This is a genomic window from Microbacterium sp. MYb62 (genome assembly GCF_002979475.1).
GTDB lineage: Bacteria > Actinomycetota > Actinomycetes > Actinomycetales > Microbacteriaceae > Microbacterium.
Genome location: NZ_PCOY01000008.1, coordinates 134124 through 155441 on the forward strand (window position 1 = coordinate 134124; position 21318 = coordinate 155441).

21 protein-coding genes are annotated in these 21318 nt (G+C 70.3%); 12 read left to right on the forward strand and 9 right to left on the reverse strand.

What is annotated here, in order from left to right; genetic code table 11:
- Positions 1-9: 9 nt before the first annotated feature.
- From CQ042_RS10615 to CQ042_RS10635, 5 genes are read left to right on the forward strand one after another with little or no spacing between them, the layout of a single operon-like run.
- On the forward strand, positions 10-678 hold the full coding sequence (locus CQ042_RS10615; protein WP_105670445.1) for a M15 family metallopeptidase: 669 nt from the start codon (positions 10-12) through the stop codon (positions 676-678).
- Complete coding sequence (gene alr / locus CQ042_RS10620; RefSeq protein ID WP_105670446.1) at positions 675-1799, forward strand: alanine racemase; 1125 nt, start codon at positions 675-677, stop codon at positions 1797-1799. Before CQ042_RS10615 ends, alr begins: the two co-directional genes overlap by 4 nt.
- Positions 1796-2746 carry a D-alanine--D-alanine ligase gene (locus tag CQ042_RS10625; RefSeq protein WP_105670447.1) on the forward strand — a complete coding sequence of 317 codons (951 nt, stop codon included), beginning with the start codon at positions 1796-1798 and terminating at the stop codon, positions 2744-2746. The genes alr and CQ042_RS10625 overlap by 4 nt, the downstream gene beginning before the upstream one ends.
- Entirely contained in the window at positions 2743-3786 is a 1044-nt protein-coding gene (locus CQ042_RS10630; RefSeq protein WP_105670448.1) for an acyltransferase family protein, read from the forward strand. Before CQ042_RS10625 ends, CQ042_RS10630 begins: the two co-directional genes overlap by 4 nt.
- Positions 3787-3826: 40 nt before the next feature.
- Entirely contained in the window at positions 3827-4216 is a 390-nt protein-coding gene (locus CQ042_RS10635) for a VOC family protein (protein ID WP_105670449.1), read from the forward strand.
- A 37-nt stretch (positions 4217-4253) separates the two neighbouring features.
- Here the strand turns inward: CQ042_RS10635 and CQ042_RS10640 are convergent, their stop codons facing one another.
- Together CQ042_RS10640 and CQ042_RS10645 are read right to left on the reverse strand one after the other, a co-directional pair.
- The gene (locus CQ042_RS10640; RefSeq protein ID WP_219844844.1) at positions 4254-5891 is read right to left on the reverse strand and encodes an ABC transporter ATP-binding protein; all 1638 of its coding nucleotides are present in this window, start codon (positions 5889-5891) and stop codon (positions 4254-4256) included.
- Between the two features lie 29 nt (positions 5892-5920).
- The gene (locus CQ042_RS10645; RefSeq protein ID WP_105670450.1) at positions 5921-7567 is read right to left on the reverse strand and encodes an ATP-binding cassette domain-containing protein; all 1647 of its coding nucleotides are present in this window, start codon (positions 7565-7567) and stop codon (positions 5921-5923) included.
- A gap of 89 nt (positions 7568-7656) precedes the next feature.
- On the opposite strand from CQ042_RS10645, the gene CQ042_RS10650 reads away from it, so the two are divergent.
- Genes CQ042_RS10650 through CQ042_RS10660 form a run of 3 tightly spaced genes read left to right on the forward strand, consistent with a single transcriptional unit; the run spans position 7657 to position 10618 of the window.
- Entirely contained in the window at positions 7657-8796 is a 1140-nt protein-coding gene (locus CQ042_RS10650) for an iron ABC transporter permease (RefSeq protein WP_105670451.1), read from the forward strand.
- Entirely contained in the window at positions 8793-9605 is an 813-nt protein-coding gene (locus CQ042_RS10655; RefSeq protein ID WP_105670452.1) for an ABC transporter ATP-binding protein, read from the forward strand. The genes CQ042_RS10650 and CQ042_RS10655 overlap by 4 nt, the downstream gene beginning before the upstream one ends.
- Entirely contained in the window at positions 9602-10618 is a 1017-nt protein-coding gene (locus CQ042_RS10660) for an ABC transporter substrate-binding protein (protein WP_105670453.1), read from the forward strand. Before CQ042_RS10655 ends, CQ042_RS10660 begins: the two co-directional genes overlap by 4 nt.
- Positions 10619-10733: 115 nt before the next feature.
- On the opposite strand, the gene CQ042_RS10665 is transcribed toward CQ042_RS10660, so the two are convergent.
- Complete coding sequence (locus CQ042_RS10665) at positions 10734-13268, reverse strand: RNA helicase (protein ID WP_105670454.1); 2535 nt, start codon at positions 13266-13268, stop codon at positions 10734-10736.
- A 249-nt stretch (positions 13269-13517) separates the two neighbouring features.
- On the opposite strand from CQ042_RS10665, the gene putP reads away from it, so the two are divergent.
- A complete protein-coding gene (putP, locus tag CQ042_RS10670) occupies positions 13518-15029 on the forward strand; it encodes a sodium/proline symporter PutP (protein ID WP_105670455.1) in 1512 nt (503 codons plus the stop codon).
- A gap of 120 nt (positions 15030-15149) precedes the next feature.
- On the opposite strand, the gene deoD is transcribed toward putP, so the two are convergent.
- The 6 genes from deoD to CQ042_RS10700 form a co-directional block, all read right to left on the reverse strand.
- Positions 15150-15863, reverse strand: coding sequence for a purine-nucleoside phosphorylase (deoD, locus tag CQ042_RS10675; protein ID WP_105670456.1), 714 nt, complete (start codon positions 15861-15863; stop codon positions 15150-15152).
- Between the two features lie 19 nt (positions 15864-15882).
- Positions 15883-16401: a hypothetical protein gene (locus tag CQ042_RS10680; protein WP_105670457.1), complete on the reverse strand. Its 519-nt coding sequence runs from the start codon at positions 16399-16401 to the stop codon at positions 15883-15885.
- Positions 16398-17048: an ATP/GTP-binding protein gene (locus CQ042_RS10685; RefSeq protein ID WP_105670458.1), complete on the reverse strand. Its 651-nt coding sequence runs from the start codon at positions 17046-17048 to the stop codon at positions 16398-16400. Before CQ042_RS10685 ends, CQ042_RS10680 begins: the two co-directional genes overlap by 4 nt.
- Positions 17045-17416: a hypothetical protein gene (locus CQ042_RS10690; protein ID WP_105670459.1), complete on the reverse strand. Its 372-nt coding sequence runs from the start codon at positions 17414-17416 to the stop codon at positions 17045-17047. Before CQ042_RS10690 ends, CQ042_RS10685 begins: the two co-directional genes overlap by 4 nt.
- Before the next feature lie 262 nt (positions 17417-17678).
- Positions 17679-18347: a DNA alkylation repair protein gene (locus CQ042_RS10695; protein WP_105670460.1), complete on the reverse strand. Its 669-nt coding sequence runs from the start codon at positions 18345-18347 to the stop codon at positions 17679-17681.
- A 28-nt stretch (positions 18348-18375) separates the two neighbouring features.
- A complete protein-coding gene (locus tag CQ042_RS10700; RefSeq protein ID WP_105670461.1) occupies positions 18376-19413 on the reverse strand; it encodes an aromatic acid exporter family protein in 1038 nt (345 codons plus the stop codon).
- 68 nt (positions 19414-19481) lie between these two features.
- Between CQ042_RS10700 and CQ042_RS20455 the strand changes: the two genes are divergently transcribed.
- The 3 genes from CQ042_RS20455 to CQ042_RS20460 all read left to right on the forward strand — a co-directional run bounded on the left by CQ042_RS20455 (position 19482) and on the right by CQ042_RS20460 (position 21283).
- Positions 19482-19646, forward strand: coding sequence for a hypothetical protein (locus tag CQ042_RS20455; protein ID WP_181157533.1), 165 nt, complete (start codon positions 19482-19484; stop codon positions 19644-19646).
- Positions 19647-19720: 74 nt separating this feature from the next.
- On the forward strand, positions 19721-20779 hold the full coding sequence (locus CQ042_RS10705; RefSeq protein WP_258132224.1) for a DUF998 domain-containing protein: 1059 nt from the start codon (positions 19721-19723) through the stop codon (positions 20777-20779).
- Positions 20780-21025: 246 nt separating this feature from the next.
- Positions 21026-21283 (forward strand): hypothetical protein, encoded by a 258-nt coding sequence (locus CQ042_RS20460; protein WP_181157534.1) that lies wholly within the window; start codon positions 21026-21028, stop codon positions 21281-21283.
- The last annotated feature ends 35 nt before the right edge of the window (positions 21284-21318 follow it).

A 21318-nucleotide genomic window follows, 5' to 3' on the forward strand; every position in this document is an offset into this window, starting at 1 on the left:
ACTGGGAACATGAACACCAGCACCACCTCCCTCCCGCCGCGAGTGCGCCGCCGCCGCCGGCTCATCGGCACGCTGGCCGCGCTCGCCGCCGCCGTGATCCTCGCCTTCGCGGTGCAGCAGTCGTTGTCCGTGGCTTTCGCGGATGCGACGAACGTCGGACCGGCGCCCGCCCCGACGCCCGTGCCGACCGAGGACATCACCGGCTCGGTCATCGCTCCGAGCGAGGCCGACGGGGTGATCCGCGACGGCGATCAGCCGACCGTCTTCGACGTGGACAGGGCCGCCGTCGGCAACCTCGACCCCGCCCTGCTCGCGGCGCTGCAGCGTGCCGCGTCGGATGCGGAGGGCGAGGGCATCACCTTCCGCGTCAACAGCGGATGGCGCACCCCGGCGCTGCAGGCGCGGATGCTGCAGGATGCGATCGCCCAGTACGGCTCGGAAGACGAGGCCCGGCGCTGGGTGGCCACCCCGGAGACCTCCGAGCACGTGACGGGCGACGCCGTCGACCTCGGACCGTGGTCCGCCCTCGACTGGCTCGCGCAGCGCGGATCGCGCTACGGGCTGTGTCAGATCTACGCCAACGAGGCGTGGCACTACGAGCTGCGGCCGGATGCCGTCGACGAGGGATGCCCCGAGATGATGGCCGACCCCACCGAGGACCCGAGGACGCAGCGATGACCACTCTTCTCGCGCCGGAACGCGCGTCGCTCTCCCGCCTGCACGCGCCGACGCTGTGCACCCTCACCGATGCGGTCGCCGAGAACCTGCATCGCGTCCGAGCCGTGACCACCGTCCCGATCATGGCCGTGGTGAAGGCCGACGGGTACGGGCACGGTGCCGTCACCGTCGCTCGGGCCGCCGTCGCCGCCGGAGCCGAGTGGCTCGGCGTCACCGATGTCGCCGAAGCCGTGATGCTCCGCGAGGCCGGGCTCACGGTGCCGATCCTCTCGTGGCTCAACCCCTCGGGCATCGACGCGGAGGCAGCGGCCGTCCACCGTGTGGACATCGCCGTCGGCTCCGTGGAGGAGCTGGGGCAGCTGATCGCCGATGCCGCGGATCCGCTGCGCGTGCATCTGCAGCTGGACACCGGGATGACGCGCGGCGGGTGCCCGCTCGACGAGTGGCCGGAACTGTTCCGGCGGGCTCGCCTCGGTCGCGGCAGGATCGAGGTCGTCGGAGTGATGGGGCATCTGCCGCGGGCGGACGAGGGTGATCCGGCGGCCAACGCGGCGGCGGTGCTGCGCATGAGACAGGGGAGGGATGCCGTGCTGCGTGCGGGCCTCGGGCCGGTGCTCGTGCACCTCGCCGCGACGTCAGGGGCACTGACCGATCCCGCGACGCACTTCGGCATGGTGCGGATCGGGGCGGGACTGGTCGGCATCGACCCTTCCGAGACCACCGCACTGGTCGGGGCTTCGCGGTGGACCGCGCCCGTCGTGCACAGTGCGCTCGTGCCCGCGGGGACGGCCGTCGGGTACGGCGCCGCACACCTCACCGACCGGGAGACGCATCTGAGCGTCGTCGGAGTCGGATACGCCGACGGCATCCCTCGGGAGCTCGCATCCGGCGCCGGCGTGGAGATCGACGGCGTCCGGCATCCGATCGTCGGTCGGGTGTCGATGGACCAGATCGTGGTCGACACCGGGTCGGCGCATCTCCCGCGCGGTGCGGTCGCGACCGTGTTCGGGCCGGGAGGGGGAGCGGTGCCCTCGGTGCAGGAGTGGGCGCGATGGGCGGGCACGATTCCGCACACCGTCGTCACGGGCATCGGGACGCGAGTGCAGAGGAGCGTGGCATGACGACGAAGGTCCTGGTCATCGGCGGCGGGCAGAACGCCGAGCACGAGGTGTCGCTGGCCTCCGCCGCAGCGGTCGCCGCGGCCCTGCGGATGGGCGACCACGAGGTCACGACGGTGACGATCGACCGTGACGGCATCTGGCGCGTCGACGGTCGCCCGCACGGGGGCTCGGTCGCCGAGTCGCTGGCGCTCGCGGTCCCGCTGCTCACCCGCGCCGACGTGGTCTTCCCCGCGGTGCACGGCGCCCTCGGGGAGGACGGCGCCCTCGCGGCGCTGTGCGCGCTCGCCGGGGTGCGCGTGGTCGGTTCGGGGCTGCGGGCCGGCGCCGTCGGCATGGACAAGTGGACCACCAAGCTGGTGGCGGATGCGGTGGGCGTGCGCACCGCCCGCGGACGACTGGTCGCGGCGGACGACATCGGCGATGTGGAGTTCGAGGGCGAGGTGGTGGTGAAGCCGGTGTCGTCCGGATCGAGCCACGGCGTGGGCCTCGTGACACAGGAGGGACAGCTGCTCGCGGCGCTGCGCGAGGCGGCGCGCTTCGACCGGCGGATCCTGGTGGAAGAGGTCGTGCGGGGACGCGAGATCGACGTGGCCGTGCTGCGCGAGAAGGGCGGCATCCGCTGGGCCGGGCCACCTCTTGAGATCCACGCCACCGGGCTCTTCGACACGGCGACGAAGTACGACGGCAGCGCGCGGTTCACGGTGCCGGCGTCGCTGGAGGCGGCCGAGGTCACCGCGCTCAAACGGGCGGCGATCGCCGTGTTCGACGCCCTCGGGTGCGACGGCGTCGCGCGGATGGACTTCTTCCTCACCGACCGGGGGCCGGTGCTGAACGAGGTGAACACGATGCCGGGTCTGACGGCCGCGTCCCAGGTTCCGCGGATGTTCGCGGCGGTCGGCGTGACCTATGTCGACCTCGTGGCGCGGCTCGTGCGTGCGGCGTCATGACGGCCCCCGGGCCGGTACGCGTCGGGTGGCCCGACGTCGCGAAGGGGATCTGCATCATCCTCGTCGTGCTCTGGCATGTGGTCACCAAGCATGCGGTCGACCTCGCCGGCGCCGGAGCGGTGACCGACCTCTGGGTGACGCTGAACGCCCAGCTGCTGCCGCTGCGGATCCCGCTGTTCTTCCTCGTCTCCGGAGTCTTCGCCGCTCGGGCGGTGCTCGACCGGGAGTCGATCTCCTGGCGGCGGCGGGCCGCACGGCTCGCACTGCTCTACGTGGTGTGGGTGCTCATCCAGACCTTCGTGCTCGCCCTGACACCGGACTTCGACACCGCGCGGGCGACCAGCGGGTGGGAGCTGATCGCGCAGCTCACGATCAGCCCGACGAACCTCTGGTATCTGCTCGCGCTCGCCGTGTACCTCGCGATCGGGCGCCTGACCCGCGCGCTCCCGACCGTCGTCGTGCTGCCGGTCGCGTTCGTGATCGCGGCGGTCGCCGGCACGGGGCTGATCCCCGACCTCGGAAACCTCTGGCAGCTGGTGCAGAACCTGTTCTTCTTCCTCGTCGGGCTTCGTCTGCGCGCGGTGGTGGAGCGCTTCGCGAAGGACATCCGGGCGGTCGGCGCACTCGCGCTGGCGGTCGTATACGTCGGTGCGCTCGCGATCGTGGCGGTGCTCGGCATCCGGCTCTGGCTCGGGGTGTGGCCGGCACTCGCCCTGCTCGCGGTGGCCCTCGGGGTGGCGTCGAGCGTGCTCCTCGACCGCCACGTCGGGGCGGTCGCTCGTCCGCTGCGCTGGATCGGTCGGCGGACCCTTCCGATCTACGTGCTGCACATGATGCCGCTCGCGTTCATCGATGCGGGGCTCCGCGCTGCCGGATGGCGGACGTCGCCGGTGCTCGAGGCGGTCGGTCCGGTGCTGCTGACCGGGGTCGTGATCGCGACCTGTCTCGGCGTGCAGGCGCTCCTCGTGCGCGTCGGGCTCGGGGCGCTGTTCGATCCGCTGCAGGTGACCGATCGTCTGGCCCCTCGACTCGTGCGGTGAAGGCCTCGACAATCGGCGGGGGACGGCGGACCATGGAGACATGGCGGCCTTCACAGCGGACAACGCGTTCAGCGGTTTCAGCGTCGACGACATCGACGCCGCGAAAGAGTTCTACGGCACGACTCTCGGACTCGACGTCGAGGTGAATGCGATGGGCTTCCTCGACCTGCGACTGCCGAGCGGCGGATCGATCCTCGTGTACTCGAAGCCGAACCACACGCCGGCGAGCTTCACGATCCTGAACTTCCCGGTGGCGGATGTCGATGCCGCGGTCGACGAGCTCATCGAGCGTGGGGTGCAGACCAAGATCTACGGTGACGACGAGTTCCCCTCCGACGCCCGTGGGATCGTGCGCGGCAACGGACAGGGGCCCGACATCGCGTGGTTCCGCGACCCCGCGGGCAACGTGCTCGCGGTCATGCAGGCCTGAGCCGACGCACGGCGGCCGGATGCCGGCCGCGGGGCTCTCAGCCGGAGAGTCGGATGACGCGGGGCAGGCGCTCCAGCGTCTCCCTCCGGTGCGAGGCGACCAGTACCGTGCCCTCGAACGCGGCGAGGACGTCGGAGATCCGTCGTTCGGTCGCGGGGTCCAGGCTCGCGGTGACCTCGTCGACGATCAGCACCCGCGGCTCACGGACGAGCGCCCTGGCCAGCGCGAGGCGTGCACGCTGACCGCCGGAGAGCCGGACGCCGTGCTCCCCGATCCGATCGTCGAGGCTGATCCCGTCGAGGGGACCCACCCGGGCGAGGACGTCGCGGAGGGTGGAATCGCCGCGGTGCCGGGTGCCGCGCAACAGGTTCTCCCGCACCGTGCCGTGGAACAGCACAGGATCCTGCTCCACCACCGTGACCGCGCGTCGCAGATCGTCGTCCGCGATACGGCTCAGCGGATACCGGCGTCCTGCGGCGTCGACGAGGGACACGACGCCGTCTGTCGGATCCCAGAGGCGCGCCGCGAGGGTGATGACGGTGCTCTTCCCGGCGCCGGAAGACCCCGCGATGCCGACGTGCGCGGCCGGGGGGATGTGCATCGACCAGGCGCGCAGCACCGGGGTGCGGTCGTCGTACGAGAAGGCGACGTCGTCGAAACGGAGACCGAGCGGCTCATCCGGCAGCGCGATCGGATCGACGACGTCCGCCACCACGGCGGATCGTGAGAGCGCTTCGCCCACCCGCCGGGCGCTCGCCGTGAGGGGGTGGAGCTCCGTGAGGGTGCGGGCTGCTTCGCCGAGGGCCGCCACACCGGTCACGGCGAGCGCGACGAGGGCGGGGAGCACGGCGGCGGTGTCCGCTCCTGCGGGAATCACCCCGCTGCCGCCGGTCGCGAGTGCCACGAGCATGATGCCGATGATGACGACGGTGAGCACCAGCTCGCGGGTCGCGTCGATCGCTGCGGTCACGACCGTCCGTCGGCCTGCGAGTCGGGTCGCCCGTCGCGTCCCCTGCGAGATCTCGTGCACGACGCGTTCCCGCAGTCCGTACGCGAGGATCTCGCGCATCGCGCCGAGGGCGTCGACGAGCGTCTGGGACTGCCGCTCGCGTTCCTGCTGCTCGCGTGCACCGAGCCGCCGCGCCGGGGCAGCCCCCAGGAGGGCGGTGAGCGCGACGACCGTGCCTCCGAGAAGCACGACGCCGGCCGCGGCGGGGAGGATGATCGCGGCGCCGGCCAGTGAGAGCAGGAAGAGGGTGACGGCGGTGCCGATCTGGGCGAGCGTGTGCGCGTAGAAGAACTCGAGCTTCTCGATGTCGGTCATGACCACCGCGGCGGCACGACCCGAATGCTCGCGGCGTCGGCCGGGGATGCTCCGGGAATAGGTGTCGAACAGTGCCATCCGCAGCCGGGCCAGCACGCGGTAGGCGAGGGCGTGCGAGACATCCATCTCCCGCCAGGTGAGGACCGCGCGCAGCGCCACCAGCACGGCGAGGGTGACCCACCACGTGGCCGACGGCCAGGTCCCGTGGACGACGGCGCCCCCGACGCCGAGTGCTGCGAGCACGACGATCGCGGTCAGCGCGAGAGCGCTCGTCGTCCCGATCGCATAGCTTCCCGCGATCCGTCGCCATTCCGGACGCAGCGGCGGGAGCAGACGGGCGAACACCGTCACGGGCTCGGAGCCTCCCTCGCCTGGATCCTTCACGCGGGGGCCTTTCGCAGCGTTCCCTCGTGCAGCACGCGCACCTCGGTCACGCGGTCCAGTGCCTCGGGGCGGTGGCTGATCATGACGACGATGCGGTCGGCGGCCACACGCTCGAGCGTCTCGGCGACGGTCAGCGCACCGCGGTCGTCGAGGGCGCTCGTCGGCTCGTCGACGAGGAGGACGGGCCTGCGTGCCAGGAGGGCGCGAGCGAGAGCCAGCCGCTGCCGCTGCCCGCCCGAGAGGCTCGCTCCGGCCTCCGCGACCGGGGTGTCGAAGCCTCCGGGGAGTGCTCTGATCTCGTCGAGGATCCCGGCGGCGGCGCACGCGGCGTCGAGTTCGGCGTCGTCGGCGCCGAAGAGGTCGACGTTCTCGCGGATGGTGCCGGCGAACAGCACGGGACGCTGGGAGACCACGGCGACATCGGCCGGACGGAGCGGGCGTCCGTCGAGGTCGATCGTGCCGGACGACGGGGTGAGGAATCCGAGGAGTAGATCGAACAGCGTCGACTTGCCAGACCCGGAGGCGCCGACGATCGCGTGAACGGCTCCGCGCTCGACGCGCAGGTCGACGTCGTGGAGGACGTCGTACGCCGCATCCGGGTAGCGGAAGGACAGCCCCGACACCTGCAGCACGTCCGCGCGCCCCGGGGGAGTCCCCGTGTTCTCCGCCCGGGGAGCCGACTCGGTGCGCGCGGGAGAGGAGTCGAACGCCCCGAGCGCGGCGAGGCCCGGCACGGCGGTCAGTCCGAGGAATCCGGCGTGCCAGCTGCGGGAGAGGTCGCGCACCGGGCGGAAGGCCTCGGATGCGAGGAGGAGGATGAGGTACACCTCGACGGCCGTCGAACTCCCGGTCATGACGTCGATCACGGCCACGAAGACGGCGGCGACATATCCGGCCTGCACGGCGAAGTCGGTCACGGCGGTTTCCGCGAGGGAGGAGCGCATCACCCGCTCCGTGGCGCGCCGCAGTGCCTCCGAGCGGTCGTGCAGCAGGGTGCGGGTGCCGGCGACGTCGCCCAGCATGCGCAGCGTCGCCATCGCGCGGAGCGTCTCCAGCATGTCGCTGCTGAGCGCCTCGTACCCGTCCCAGTGCTCGCCGCTGCGGCGGGCCAGCATCCGCTTCCACGCCATCGGGCCGAAGACGGCCAGGAGAACGCCGGCCGACGCGCACACCGCCGCCGCCGGCGAGACGACGGCGAGGAGCGTGACCGCGATCAGGCTGCCGATCGCCAGCTGCGCCACGGCCGGGATGTACCTCGACACGTACGCGTCGGTGCCGTCGACCCCGTCTCCGAGTGTGGCCTGGATCGAGCCGTCGCGTCGTGCGGAGTCGTGCAGATGGCGGGGGACGAGGGCGGCGGTGACGGCCCGACGCCGCAGGCGTTCGCGCACGCGGCCTCCGAGCGCGGCGGCCGCGGCAGCCTGCGCGGGGGCCAGGAGGAGGTGCAGGAGGCCCGCGCCGAGGATCGCCGCACCACCCAGGAGCGCCCCGCGCAGGTCTCCGCCGATGAAAGCTGCCAATGACAGCGCGAGGGCTCCGGCCTGGACGAGGTGGGTCGCGAACACGAGGAGGAGCAGGAGCACGCTCACCGACAGTGCGCGGGGAAAAGCGCGGGCCTCCCGCCAGAGAGCGGGCACGATCATCACGGGGCGGCCTCCGGGCGGGTGCGAGGGATGACGGACGAATCGAGCCTAGATGATAATGATTCTCAATATCTACTATGGTGCTGGATATGCCTCCTTCGACATCCGCCCCGATCGTCGGCGCCCCCGACCGTGCGTCACGAGCGGCACCCGCCCGACGCCGCCCCGCCTTCCGCTCCGTCTGGCGCACGTTCGCGCCGGCGACGCTGATCGTCGCGCTGGCCGCGACGATCCTGGTCGTGCTGGTCGTCTCCGCGGCGACCGGCCAGGTGGAGGTGAGCGTCGTCGACGCGGCTCGCATCGTGATCGGGCACCTCGTCCCCGACATGCCGTGGATGTCCGACGGCAGCCTGTCGACCCTGCAGGACCAGGCGGTGTGGCAGTTCCGCCTGCCCAGGGCCCTCCTCGCCGGGCTCGCCGGCGCAGGCCTCGCGCTCGCGGGGGCGATCATGCAGGTCGTCGTCCGCAACCCGCTCGCCGAGCCCTACATCCTCGGCGTCTCCTCCGGGGCGAGCGTCGGTGCGGTGCTCGTCATCGTCTCCGGTGGGGCGGCGTTCGCCGGGCTCACCATGAGCGGCGCCGCCTTCGCCGGAGCGGTCGTCGCCTGCATCCTCGTCGCACTCCTGGCCCGGCGGCGCGGCGAGCTGTCGCCGACCAGGATGATCCTCGCCGGCGTCGCCCTCGGATCCCTCCTGAGCGCGGTGACGAGCTACCTCACCATCACCACCGACGCGCAGAACGTCGTGAGCGTGATGTTCTTCCTGCTCGGAAGCGTGTCGGCCGCGACCATGTCGTCACTGCTGATCCCCGCGATCGCGCTCGTCATCGCCTGCGTGGCCGTGCTCGGCCTCACGCGGCAGATGAACGCGCTGCTCGCCGGCGACGAGTCGGCCCTCGCCGTCGGGGTGCGCACGACGCGGCTGCGCGGACTGCTCCTCGTCATCGCCTCGCTGCTGACCGGGGCGATCGTGGCGGTGAGCGGGGGGATCGGCTTCGTCGGACTCGTGGTGCCGCATGTCGCACGTATCCTCGTCGGCTCGGACCACCGGCGCATGCTCCCGATCACGGTGCTCGCGGGAATGCTGTTCCTGATGATCGCCGATCTGCTGGCGCGGACGGTGGCCGCGCCCTCCGAGATCCCGCTCGGCATCCTCACCGCGTTCGTGGGCGCCCCATTCTTCCTGTGGTTGATGCGGCGCGGCGGCGAGAAGGCGGGGATCGACCGATGACCATCGCCTTCCACGGAGTCGACGTCGCCCGTGGCGATCGCACGGTGCTCCACGGGATCGACCTGACGATCGACTCCGGACGGATCGTCGGGCTGATCGGGCCCAACGGCAGCGGCAAGTCGACCCTGCTGCGCACCTTGTTCAGCGGCAGGCGGCCGCTCCGAGGACGTGTCACCGTCGACGGGGCGGACGTGGCGGACTTCGCCCCGCGGGCGCTCGCGAGGACGGTCTCGGTGATGCTCCAGGACGCCCCGTCCGAGTTCGACCTCACCGTGCGCGAGACGGTGCTCGTCGGCCGCGCGCCGCACCGCGCACCGTTCACCCGCGACTCCCCGGACGACCATCGGATCGTCGACGAATCCCTCCGGGCGGCAGATGTCGCCGATCTCGGGGAGCGGCTGATGCGACAGCTCTCCGGGGGGCAGCGGCAGCGCGTGATGCTCGCGCGCGCTCTCGCCCAGGACGGTGAGATCCTCATCCTCGACGAACCGACCAACCACCTCGACATCTCGCACCAGCTCGACCTGATGCGCGTGGTCTCGGGCCTCGGCAAGACCGTGGTCGCCGCTCTGCACGACCTGAACATCGCCGCCTCCTTCTGCGACGACATCGCCGTGCTCGACGAGGGGCGCCTCGTCGCCTTCGGGCACCCGGCGGCTGTGCTCACCCCGGAGCTCGTGAGCGACGTGTTCCAGGTGACGGCCCGCGTCGCCTTCGAAGAGGGCACGGGCGCCCGTGCGATGACCTTCCACCCCCGACCCCCTGTCGACGGGACCCGCTCGTCGACACCAGCAAGGAGAACCGAATGACATACCGAACGCGATCCGCCCGCATCCTCGTGGCGGCCCTGGGAGGGCTGAGCGTGCTCGGTCTGACCGCCTGCGGCGCGAGCGTCACCTCGAACGCGCCCGCGGAATCGACCGGTGGGGCACGCACGATCGAGAACTGCGGACGCACCGTCGTGGTGCCGGAGACGCCCGGCGCCGCGGTGGGCCTGCATCCCTCTCAGACCGAGCTGCTGTTGCGCCTCGGTCTGGCCGACAGCCTCGTCGGACAGGCGCAGGCGACCGTGCAGGCGCTGCCCGATGATGTGGCCGGTCTCGCGGAGGGGGTTCCGGTGCTCGGTGCGGACACTCCGCCCAACCGCGAAGCGCTCCTCGCGGTCGAGCCCGACTTCGTCTACTCGCCGACGACGTACGAGTTCACGGCCGAGCAGGGATTCGCCAGCATCGAGCAGCTGGAGGAGGCCGGGGTCGCCGCCTATGTCGCCACCGGCGGATGCTTCGATCGGCGCATGGAGGGCACCGTCGACGATCTGTTCATCGACCTCGACAACCTCGGCACGATCTTCGACGTCGAGGAGGAGGCTGCCGCTCTCGTGGCGGAGGCGGAGGCCGAGCTCGCGGTCGTGGACACCGCGGTGGCGCCGGTCGACGACCGGCTGCGGGTGGCGCAGGTCTACGTCGACGGGACGACCCTGACGGCGGTCGGCGCCGGCATCGAGTACGACATCCTGCGGCGTGCGGGCGCGGACACCGTGTTCACCCCCGAGGATCCGGCATTCGCCGACTTCTTCGCGGCGGAGATCAGCCCGGAGGCCCTCGCGACCGAGGCTCCGGAAGCACTCGTCTTCGCGGTGACCGACCCCGAGCACGAGGCGGCGACCCGGGCATACCTGACCGCGACGTTCCCCGACATGCCCGCGGTGAAGGACGGTCGACTGATCGCCATCTCCACGTCCGACACGTTCCCCGGCACTCTCGGCAACATCTCGGTCGTCCATCGGATCGCGGAGGCGCTGTACCCCGACGCGTTCGCCTGATCCCGGCGCCTGTCCGGGCGACGCGTGCGACACACGTCGTCCGGACGATGTCCGCCGTGCGGCAAATACTCGGGGGCTGCGCCCTCGACGTCGGTGCGCGAGTGAGGACGGAAAGCTACAGCCGGTCGACGTCGGTGACCGTGACGACCGCCTGGCCGGCTTCGTCGGAGGCGGCGAGGTCGATCGTCGCGGAGATGCCCCAGTCGTGGTCGCCGGCGGGGTCGTCGAGGATCTGGCGGGCGGTCCAGGCGGTGGCGCCTTCGGTGAGGATCAGCAGCTTCGAGCTGCGGGCGTCCCCTCCGGTGAGGATCTCGTCGTGGTCGGCGAAGTATCCGTCGAGAGCGTCGGACCAGGCGTCGGCACCGAAGCCCGGATCGAGCTCGGCCAGTGCGTCCACGTCTTCCCTCGCCGCCAGCTGCACCCGGCGGAAGAGCTCGTTGCGCACCAGGATGCGGAAGGCGCGGATGTTGCTCGTGAGGCGCTTGGGTGCGGGCGGGATGATCGGCTCGTCGGGCGCGTGCGGGTCGAAGCGTCCGTTGTCGACGCCGGCGATCAGCTCCTCCCACTCGTCGAGCAGGCTCGAGTCGACCTGGCGGACGAGCTCGCCGAGCCATTCGATGAGGTCGCGGAGATCTTCGTCCTTGAGTTCTTCGGGGATGGTCTGCGAGGCCGCACGGTAGGCATCGGAGAGGTAACGCAGCACCACGCCCTCGGAGCGTGCGATCTTGTAATAGGCGACATATTCCCCGAACGACATGGCGCGTTCATACATGTCGCGGACGACCGCCTTGGGGCGCAGCTCGAAGTCCCGGATCCAGGGCTGCGCAGCGCTGAACATCTCGAAGGCGGCGCTGAGCAGCTCGTCGAGGGGCTTCGGGTAGGTGATCTGCTCGAGCAGCTCCATGCGCTCGTCGTACTCGATGCCCTCGGACTTCATGACGGCGACCGCTTCGCCACGGGCGAGGAACTCCTGCTGGCTCAACACGGCCCGCGGGTCGTCGAGCGTCGACTCCACGATCGAGATCATGTCCAGTGCATAGGAGCCGGTTCCCGTGCCGGCCGCGGGATCGGGGTCGAGCAGCTCGAACGCGGCGAGGGCGAACGGGGACAGCGGCTGGTTGAGCGCGAAGTTCGGCTGCAGGTCGACCGTGAGGCGGATATCGCCCGCCGCCGTCTTCTCGACGATGCCGGATTCGCGGAGCGTGCGGTAGATGCCGATCGCCCGCAGCGCGAGCTCGCGCTGCCGCTTCCGCGGCTCATGGTTGTCATATACCAGCGCACGCATGTTCGCGAACACGTCGCCGCCGCGGGCGATCACGTTGAGCATCATGGCGCTCGTGATCTGCATGTGCGAGGTCAGGGTCTCCGGGACCGCGTCGATGAGCTTGCGGAACGATGGCTCGCCCCACGACACGAAGCCGCCCGGCGCCTTCTTGCGCACGATCTTGCGCTTCTTCTTCGGGTCGTCGCCGGCCTTCTTCACCGCCGCGACGTTCTCGCTCTCGTGCTCCGGAGCCTGGGCGACAACGGTGCCGGCGGTGTCGTAGCCCGCACGGCCGGCTCGTCCCGCGATCTGATGGAACTCGCGGGCGTTCAGCTGCCGCATCCTGGTGCCGTCGAACTTCGTGAGCGCGGTGAGCAGCACGGTGCGGATCGGCACGTTGATGCCCACGCCGAGAGTGTCGGTGCCGCAGATCACGCGCAGCAGCCCGCGCTGGGCGAGCTGTTCGACCAGGCGGCGGTACTTCGGCAGCATCCCGGCGTGATGCACGCCGATCCCTGCACGCAGGAAGCGCGAGAGCGTCTTGCCGAACGCGGTCGTGAATCGGAATTCGGCGATCAGCGCGGCGATCTCGTCCCGCTGCTCACGGGTGGCGACCTTCGTGCTCGACAGTGCTTGAGCCCGCTCCATGGCCGCGGCCTGGGAGAAGTGCACGACGTAGATCGGCGCCTGTCCGGTGCTCAGTAGGTCGTCGATGGTCTCGTGGATCGGCGTCGTCTCATAGAAGAAGTGCAGGGGGACGGGACGCTCGACTCCGGTGACGGTGGCCGTCTCGCGCCCGGTGCGGCGGGTGAGGTCGGCTGCGAGCTCGGTGACGTCGCCGAGAGTCGCCGACATCAGGATGAACTGTGCCTGCGGCAGCTCGAGCAGCGGCACCTGCCACGCCCATCCGCGGTCGGGGTCGGCGTAGAAGTGGAACTCGTCCATCACGACCTGGCCGACGTCGGCATCGGTGCCCTGACGCAGGGAGAGGTTCGCGAGGATCTCTGCCGTGCAGCAGATGATCGGCGCGTCGGGGTTCACCGAGGAATCGCCCGTGACCATGCCGACGTTCTCGGCGCCGAACACGTCGACCAGGGCGAAGAACTTCTCGCTCACGAGGGCTTTGATCGGTGCGGTGTAGTAGGTGCGGCGCCCGGCCACGAGGGCGGTGAAGTGTGCGCCGATCGCGACGAGCGACTTCCCGGTGCCGGTGGGAGTGGAGAGGATCAGGTTGTTGCCGGAGACGATCTCGATGACCGCCTCGTCCTGCGCGGGGTACAGGCTGATGCCCGTCGATTCCGCCCATTCGACGAAGGCGAGGTAGACGGCATCCGGATCCGCGGCGTCCGGAACGAGGGCGGGGTCGAGCCGCGGAGTGGAGTTCATGGTCCCTCGATCATCCCATCCGAGAGTGCCTGCGACTTTTCGGCCCGTCCGTCCGCCGCCCGCCAGATCAGGCGAACACGCGAGATCAGGCAGATTCACGGTTCGATCGCCTGATGCGACAGGAGTGCCTGATCTCACCGATCGGGCCGAAGTGCCGCCGCGCCGAGGAGGCTCTGGGCACAGGCACCCTCCCTTGGCATCATCGAACGACGACCGGATGCGGTGACCTCACCGCGAGGGGGGACGACGATGCCCGACCAGATCTTCACTTTCGCAGCACTGGGTGTGTACTTCGCGGCGATGCTGCTCATCGGCTGGATCGCGTTCCGACGAACCGGCGATCATGAGGACTACATGCTCGGCGGACGGAATCTTCCGCCGTGGGTGGCCGCGCTCAGCGCCGGTGCCTCCGACATGTCCGGGTGGCTGGTGATGGGGCTCCCCGGCGCGATCTACGTCTCCGGTCTCATCGAGGCGTGGATCGCGATCGGCCTGACCATCGGCGCCTACCTGAACTGGCTGCTCGTCGCTCCGCGGCTGCGCGCCTACACGCAGGTGTCGCGCAACTCCATCACGGTCCCGAGCTTCTTCGAGAACCGGCTCCGCGACACGACGCGACTGCTGCGCGTGGTCTCCGGTGTCGTCATCCTCGTGTTCTTCACCCTCTACATCTCCTCGGGAATGGTCGCCGGCGGTGTCTTCTTCGAGAGCTCGTTCAACGGCGACTATCTGACGGGGATGCTGCTGGTGACGGGTGTCACCCTCGCGTACACGCTCTTCGGCGGGTTCCTCGGGGCCTCGCTGACCGACGTCGTGCAGGGGCTCATGATGGTGATCGCGCTGATCGTGATCCCCGTCGCCGCGATCGTCGCCATCGGCGGCCTGGCCGAGACCGGAGAGCTCATCAACGAGGTCGCGCCGGATCACCTCTCGATGCTCTCCGGAACAGCGCTCACGGGCGGCACCATCCTCGCGATCGTCTCGTCGCTCGCCTGGGGTCTCGGATACTTCGGGCAGCCGCACATCATCGTGCGGTTCATGGCGCTGCGTTCGCCGCAGGAGGCGAAGAGCGCGCGACGCATCGGCATCTCCTGGATGATCGTCTCCCTCGGCGGCGCGGTGCTGTCGGGTCTCGTCGGCATCGCCTACATCGCCAAGACGGGTGTCGATCTCGCCAACCCGGAGACCGTGGTGCTGCTGATGTCGCAGACGCTGCTGCATCCGTTCGTCGCCGGTCTCGTGCTGGCGGCGGTGCTCGCGGCGATCATGAGCACGATCTCCAGTCAGCTGATCGTGTGCTCCTCGGCTCTCGTCGAGGACCTGTACGGGGTCTTCCGGCGCACGCCGCCGTCGCAGAAGACGCTCATGCTGATGGGGCGTCTCGGCGTGCTCGGTGTCGCGGTCGTCGCCGCGGTGCTGGCGATCACCCCGAACGACACGATCCTCGGACTCGTCTCGTTCGCGTGGGCGGGATTCGGCGCCGCGTTCGGACCGGTCATCCTGCTCAGCCTCTACTGGCGCAAGCTCACCAACTGGGGCGCATTGGCGGGGATGTTCGTCGGTGCTGCGACGGTGTTCATCTGGAAGGCCCTCGACACCGGGCTCTACGAACTGCTTCCCGCCTTCGTGTTCGCTCTGATCGCGGCGGTCGGCGTGAGCCTGGTCACGTACAAGCACGACGACGAGATCCAGCAGGAGTTCACGGACACCGGCACGATGCTGGCGCTGCCGCGTCCGCACGCCGTCGGTGACACCCCGTAGCGATCCGCTGCTTCGAGGGCCGACGGACCCACGGCGAGATCAGGCATCCGCGTCGTATCAGGCGATTTCTTCCAGAACCCGCCTGATGCGGCACGTCTGCCTGATCGCGCGCGCGGTGGATCAGACCGCGGTCGCGGCGCGCAGGGCGATGCGGATCATGTCGCCGAACGTCTGCTCGCGCTCCTGAGCGCTCGTCGCCTCGCCCGTGACGATGTGGTCGCTGACGGTGCAGATCGCGAGGGCGCGTCGTCCGTAGGAGGCCGCGAGCGTGTACAGCCCGGCCGCCTCCATCTCGACGCCGAGGATGCCGTGCTGCACGAACGGCTCCATGAGCTCGGGGCGTGTGCTGTAGAACTGGTCGCTCGAGAAGAGCGGGCCCACGTGCACGGTCGACTCCAGAGGTTCGGCCTCGCTCGCCTCCACTGCGGCGCGCAGCAGTCCGAAGTCGGCGACCGGTGCGTAGTCGAGACCGTGGAAGCGCACCCGGTTGATGCCGGAATCGGTGCTGGCGCCGTTCGCGATGATGATGTCGCGCACCTTGACCCGTTCGGTCAGAGCTCCGCACGACCCCACCCGCACGATCGTCTGCACGTCGTAGGAGTCGAAGAGCTCGTTCGCATAGATCGCCATCGACGGCTGTCCCATGCCCGAGCCCTGCACCGAGATGCGGTGTCCTTCCCAGGTGCCGGTGAACCCCAGCATCCCGCGGGTCTCGGAGTACAGCTCGGCGTCGTCGAGGAAGGTCTCGGCGATCCACTTCGCCCGCAGCGGATCACCCGGGAACAAGACGATGGGGGCGATCTGACCGGGCGCTGCAGCGATGTGGGTGCTCATGGCCTCAGCGTAGCCAGCCTCACGCCGGTGCACCGGCGAGTCCGAGCGCGGTGATGAGCTCGTACGCGGCGGAGCGCGCCTGCACGATCACGGTTCCCAGCTGCACCCCGCTCGCGGACACCGAGAGCAGCAGCTGACCGTACGGCGCGAGGAGGAAGCTGAGCAGCGACAGCTGACTCTGCCCGATCGATACCGAGACCACGGCGGAGAGACTCGGCTCGGTTCCTCCGGAGATGATCTCGGCCTCCGCTCTGGCGACGCCGAACAGCGAGCCGTTCATCGCGGCCAGGCGCTCTCCGGTCTCGTCGTCGACGCCGACCGAGGCGATGTGCTGACCGTCGGCGGTCGACAGGACGGCCGTCGTCAGCTCGGGAAAGCGTTCGTCGAGCCGGCGCAGACGGGCGAGCGCGGCGTGGCTCACGACCCCCGACCAGAGCGCCCAGTCCGCCGCGAGCGCGGGGTGCATGAGCATCGCGTCGTCGACGTGTGACGGGCCGTCCGCGGGCGCAGCGTCGTCGGGGCTGGTGGGGGTCGTCATGACTCTTCCTCCGGAAGGTCGAGTGCGGCGCTGGCCGCGCGGATGACGCTTTCGCGGTCGCGCGCGTCAGCGGCGACCACCCGCGTCGCGGGGAGCCCGTGCACATCGAGGAGCTCGGCGAGCGACCGGCGCACCGCGTCGAGCGTCCCGTCCGCGCAGTGGCTGACCGCGATCACCAGACGATCGTGGTCGCCGGCGAACCGCGGGAGCCAGGAGGCGGCATCGTCGACGAGACCTCCTCGATCGGCGCGCAACCAGAGGAGGACGCGGGTGTTCGGCGAGGTGGACCTCTGTCGGGCCGACGCGAAGCGGTCCTGGCCGGGGACGCCGACAAGGGCGACCGAGATCTCTGCGGTGGGTTTCCACACGCCGTAGTCGAGGCCGACCGTGGTGGTGGTCTTGTCGCCGTCACCGTACTCGGCGGACGCCGCGGAGATCGGGACATCGGTGTCGACCGGGAGCACATCGCTCAACACGCGGACGGCCGTGGTCTTGCCCGCGCCGACGGGCCCGGCGAAGACGAGTCGATAGCGCGTCGGGAGATCGACGCGCCGCCGACGCTCGCGTCTCTCCGTCCTGTCCGACACCGTGGCGTGCACCGACGAGCCGTTCCCGAGACCGCTGTCTCGGACGGCCGTGCCGATCAAGTGTTCAGAGCCGCCACGTGGCGGTTCACGGAGGAGCGGAGGAGCGCGATGTTCGTCGCCTGGCGGTCGGCCGCGAGGTAGATGAACGTGTCGTCGTCGACCATCTTGAGCAGGTGGAGCTGCGTGTCGAGCGTGAGCAGCATGTCTTCGAGGTGGGCATCGAGGCGGAGAGCATCGATCGTCTTCCTCTTGTTCTTCACCATCTCGCTGTTGTAGGCGCTGGCGACATCGAGGTCGAAGTCGGGACGGACCGAGTTCGAGGCGAGCGGGAGGCCGGATTCGACATCCACGACGGATGCTCCGATGAAGCCGTTGATGTCGTTCGCGACAGCGGTGATGAGCGCGTTCAATTCGTCTTGCGTTGCCATGGTGGTGATCCCCAGATTCGATCGCAGGTGCCGGAGACCACCCATTGCGGTCACCGCCGTGCGCCTGCGAGTGAATAAAGTGTATAACGTTACCGACTGTGCGAGGAGACCCGTGCGGGACACGCCACGGGAGCCTCCTCCCCCGAGGGTCGCCGGACGAGTCGCTCGCCGCCTCAGGCTGACGCGCGTGAACAGGCCGATCGGCGCGGAACTCGCCTGATGCGGCGTGATCGCCTGATGCGGTCGGAGGCTGAGTGACCGCTCAGCCCTCGCGGCGCCGCACGATCTCGTCGATCCAGCTCGGTGCGAAGGGCGAGGTGCAGCCGGGCGCGGTGGGGTAGTCGGCGAGGACCTGCAGACGCTCGCCGATCTCCCGCGCCCTCGCCCGGTGTTCGGGGTGGAAGATGCCGATGTTCGCGAGCGTCTCGTTCATGGCCCACTGCGGGCGTGCAGGCGCATCCTTCATGTCGCGTTCGATCAGATCGAGCAGGTGGGGCAGGTCGAGGCCGTCGGCATCTTTCATCACCCGCACGGTCGTGAGCGACCACGCGGCAGCGGCGACGGTCGGGTCGGGGTCGGCGAACCAGCGCAGCCGCATCTCCTCGGCGAGGGGCGACTTCTTGGCGACGTAGTTGACGAACCAGTCGTTGACCTTCGGCGGGCGGGTCTCGCGCAGCATGGCGTCGAGCTCGTCGGCCGTGAAGTCACGGGGGCGGCAGATCAGCAGGGCCAGCAGGCGCGCGGGCGTCTCGCCGGTCGCCCACAGCTCCTGCGCGAGGGGCTGGTCGGTCTTGATCCGCTTCGCCAGCGCGCGCATCCGGCTGAGATTGATGCCGTGGTCGTCGCCGCGCTTCTCGTTGGCGGCGCGCATCTTCGGATCTTCGAGCGCCGCGAGCTCGCCCAATGCCTCAGGGACGGTCATGTCGGACATGCTTCCAGCGTAGGCGTGGGCGTCGCGATCAGTCCTCGTCGACGAGTTCGCCCCGGATACGGCGCAGGTCCTCCATGAGCGATCCGATCAGGATCCAGTGCTGCGACGACGGCGGACGGTTCACGAGGGGCGCGGTGAGCGCGGGGATCGCCGAGGTCATGTCGTCGGGCTCCGGCGATGCCTCGGCGATCTGCACGGCGAGCCGCACGTCGTGCCCTGCCCGCCGCAGCTGCTCGGCGATCGCGACGACAGCGGGCTCTTCGCCGATCGTGTCGTCGTAGTGATCGAAGTACGCGCGGGTCATGCCGATCGTCTGCGTGACGATGGGGGACAGGCGGTCGAGGAGCGCCCGCATCTCGCGCAGGTCGGCGCGATGGGTCGAACGCCGCGGGTTCAGGGTGAGCGACTCCTCGCCCGCCGCGATGGAGGCGTCGGCGGCATCCTTCATCGGGCGCAGCAGCCGAACCTCCAGCATGAGCTCCTGCAGCCGCGCCGGGGTCTGCGGCTCGGGCAGCGCGTCGGCGAGACGATCGAGGCTGGCGGCGAGCTCGCGCCCGAGCAGTCCCACGTCGCGCCGCGCCGGCTCGACCAGCACCGGGGGCACGATCGACGCGTTCACGACGATCCCGATCACGACCCCGATCAGGGTCTCGACGATGCGCGCGAAGGCGTACTCCGGGCTCGACGACCCCAGCGCCAGCACGAGCATCGCCGAGATCGCGACCTGGTTGCCGGTGCCGGGAGAGGCCCGGAAGATCCAGGCGACCAGCATCGCCACGACGATCGCGAGCAGTACGATCCAGCTCGGCGATCCGAGCAGCAGCCCGAGGGCGACGGCGATCACCACGCCGGCGATCACCCCGATGCTGCGTTCGAGCGCCTTCGACAGCGACTGGTTGACGCTGGGCTGCACCACCAGCAGCGCGGCGATGGCGGCGAAGACCGGGAGCTGTGCGGGGAACACCCATCCGGCGATGAGCCACGCGGCGATCGTCGCCGCGGCCGACTTCACGACCTGCAGCAGCGGAGAGCGCTGGGAGGCGCGGATCGCGGCGGGGATGCGCATGACCTCCACGGTAGTCCCGCGGCCGGCGGCGACGCGGCTTCGAGTGCCCCCCGCTGCACGATCGCGCCATGACGAAGACGAGATTCCGACCGGGCGACGAAGTCGTCACCCCTCGCTCACGCGGAACGGTCATCGACATCTGCGCGACGCCGTCCGGACAGTTCATCTTCGGCGTCGAGGATGAAACCGGCGAAGTCGGCTACTTCACCCCCAAGGCGCTGCAGCACGCGTGACGGCCGCGAACCGACGCGGTCGCTGCGACGGCTGATCGCCGCATCCGGGGCTTCCCGAGGTCCCAGGTGCGTGCTTGCATGAGCAGATGGAGCGGGAGGCGAAGCTGCGCGGCGAGACGCGAGCGGTCTGGGCGACCGTGCTCTGCTTCGTCGTCGGCACGCTCGCCGGGATGCTGTTCCTCGGACGAGACGCGCGCCCCCTCACCGGCGAGGACTCGCTCGCGATGCCGGTCGCGGCGATCGCGGGAGTGGTCGCCGCCGCCGCCTTCCTCACGAGCACCCTCCTGCACCGCCGCGGGGAGACGGCGGCGATGCCGCGCTGGCAGGCGGTGGTGTCCGATCTCTCGTCGATCGCCCTGACCGTCGCGTTCGGAGCGGTCACGGTGATGGGGGTCCTCCTCACCGCCGAGATCCTCGCCGCGGGTCTCCAGGGGCTGCGGCTCGCGGCGATCGGTGGAGGCCTGCTCACGGGCGTGGCCTCGGCGGTCGGTGGGCGGTTCGCCTTCGGGGCCGGCGTCGACCTGCGCACAGCCGATCTCGCCGCACTCCTGTTCGGCTTCCTCGTGATCGGCACCCTGTTCGCGATGGTCACGGCGACCGACCCGCGCTGGTGGGAGGAGAATTTCTCGCAGCTGGGCTCGGGATCGTGGGCGTTCAACGGCACGCTCGTCGTCGCCGGTCTCCTGGTCGCGACGGTCGGCTCGTACATCGGCCGCGACCTGCACCGGATGCTCGGAGACGCCGCACTCGCGCGCATCGCGGTGGTCGTGGTGCTGTGGGCGGCCACCGGCGTCGCGCTCGCGGCGGTCGGACTGCTCCCTCTGCACCGCGTGCCGCTTCCGCACGACATCGCAGCGTTCGCGACGCTCGTGCTGTTCGCCCTCGCCGCCGGGCGCACCACGTCGGTGATCCCCGGTACCCCGCGTGCGCTCCTGATCACGTCGGTCGGCGTCGGCACGCTCGTCGTGATCGCCGTCGTGCTGTGGGTCCCGTTCGGGCTGTACTCGGCCACGGTCGTCGAGGCGGTCGTCGTCGGTCTCGGGCTGCTGTGGATGGCGACCCTCGTCCGCGTGCTCGCGATCCTCGTGCCCGCGGGGTCCCGTCCGTCGGCGCGCCCGTCGCTGCTCCCGTGAGCGCGCGTCGCGGAGCGCGCTGCCCTCGCGGGACGGTTCGCGCCGCCCTCGCGGGATCAGGCGAACGCGCGGGATCAGGCCGTTCTCGCGCGAATCGGCCTGATCCCGCCGGAAGGCCTGTTTCGGCATCCCTCCTCGTCGGGGTGCGAAAGATGTCGGGGTGCGAAAGATAGGGCATCTGTCCGATGTCGCGGGGGTGCCTCAGAGCGGAGTGTAGGGATACAGCGAACCGTCGAGGAGAACCCCATGTACGAGCACCCGTATCTCAGCCGCCAGATCACCCTGTTCGAGCAGGAGCAGATCGAGCGCGCCGCCGCCCGGCGCCGCTTCCTCATCGAGCACACGGATCAGATCGTCCCCCGTCCGGAGGGAGTGCTCCGACGGATGCTGCGCCGAGTACTCGGCGCAGCATCGGAGCGGGCCACCGCGAAGGTCGCCACGGCACGCACCGCCACGGCGCGCACGGCCACGGTGTGCGATCAGGCGGCGGCTCCGGCGAGGTGAGCGTCGTCGCCGCTCAGAGCGGATCACGGACCGCC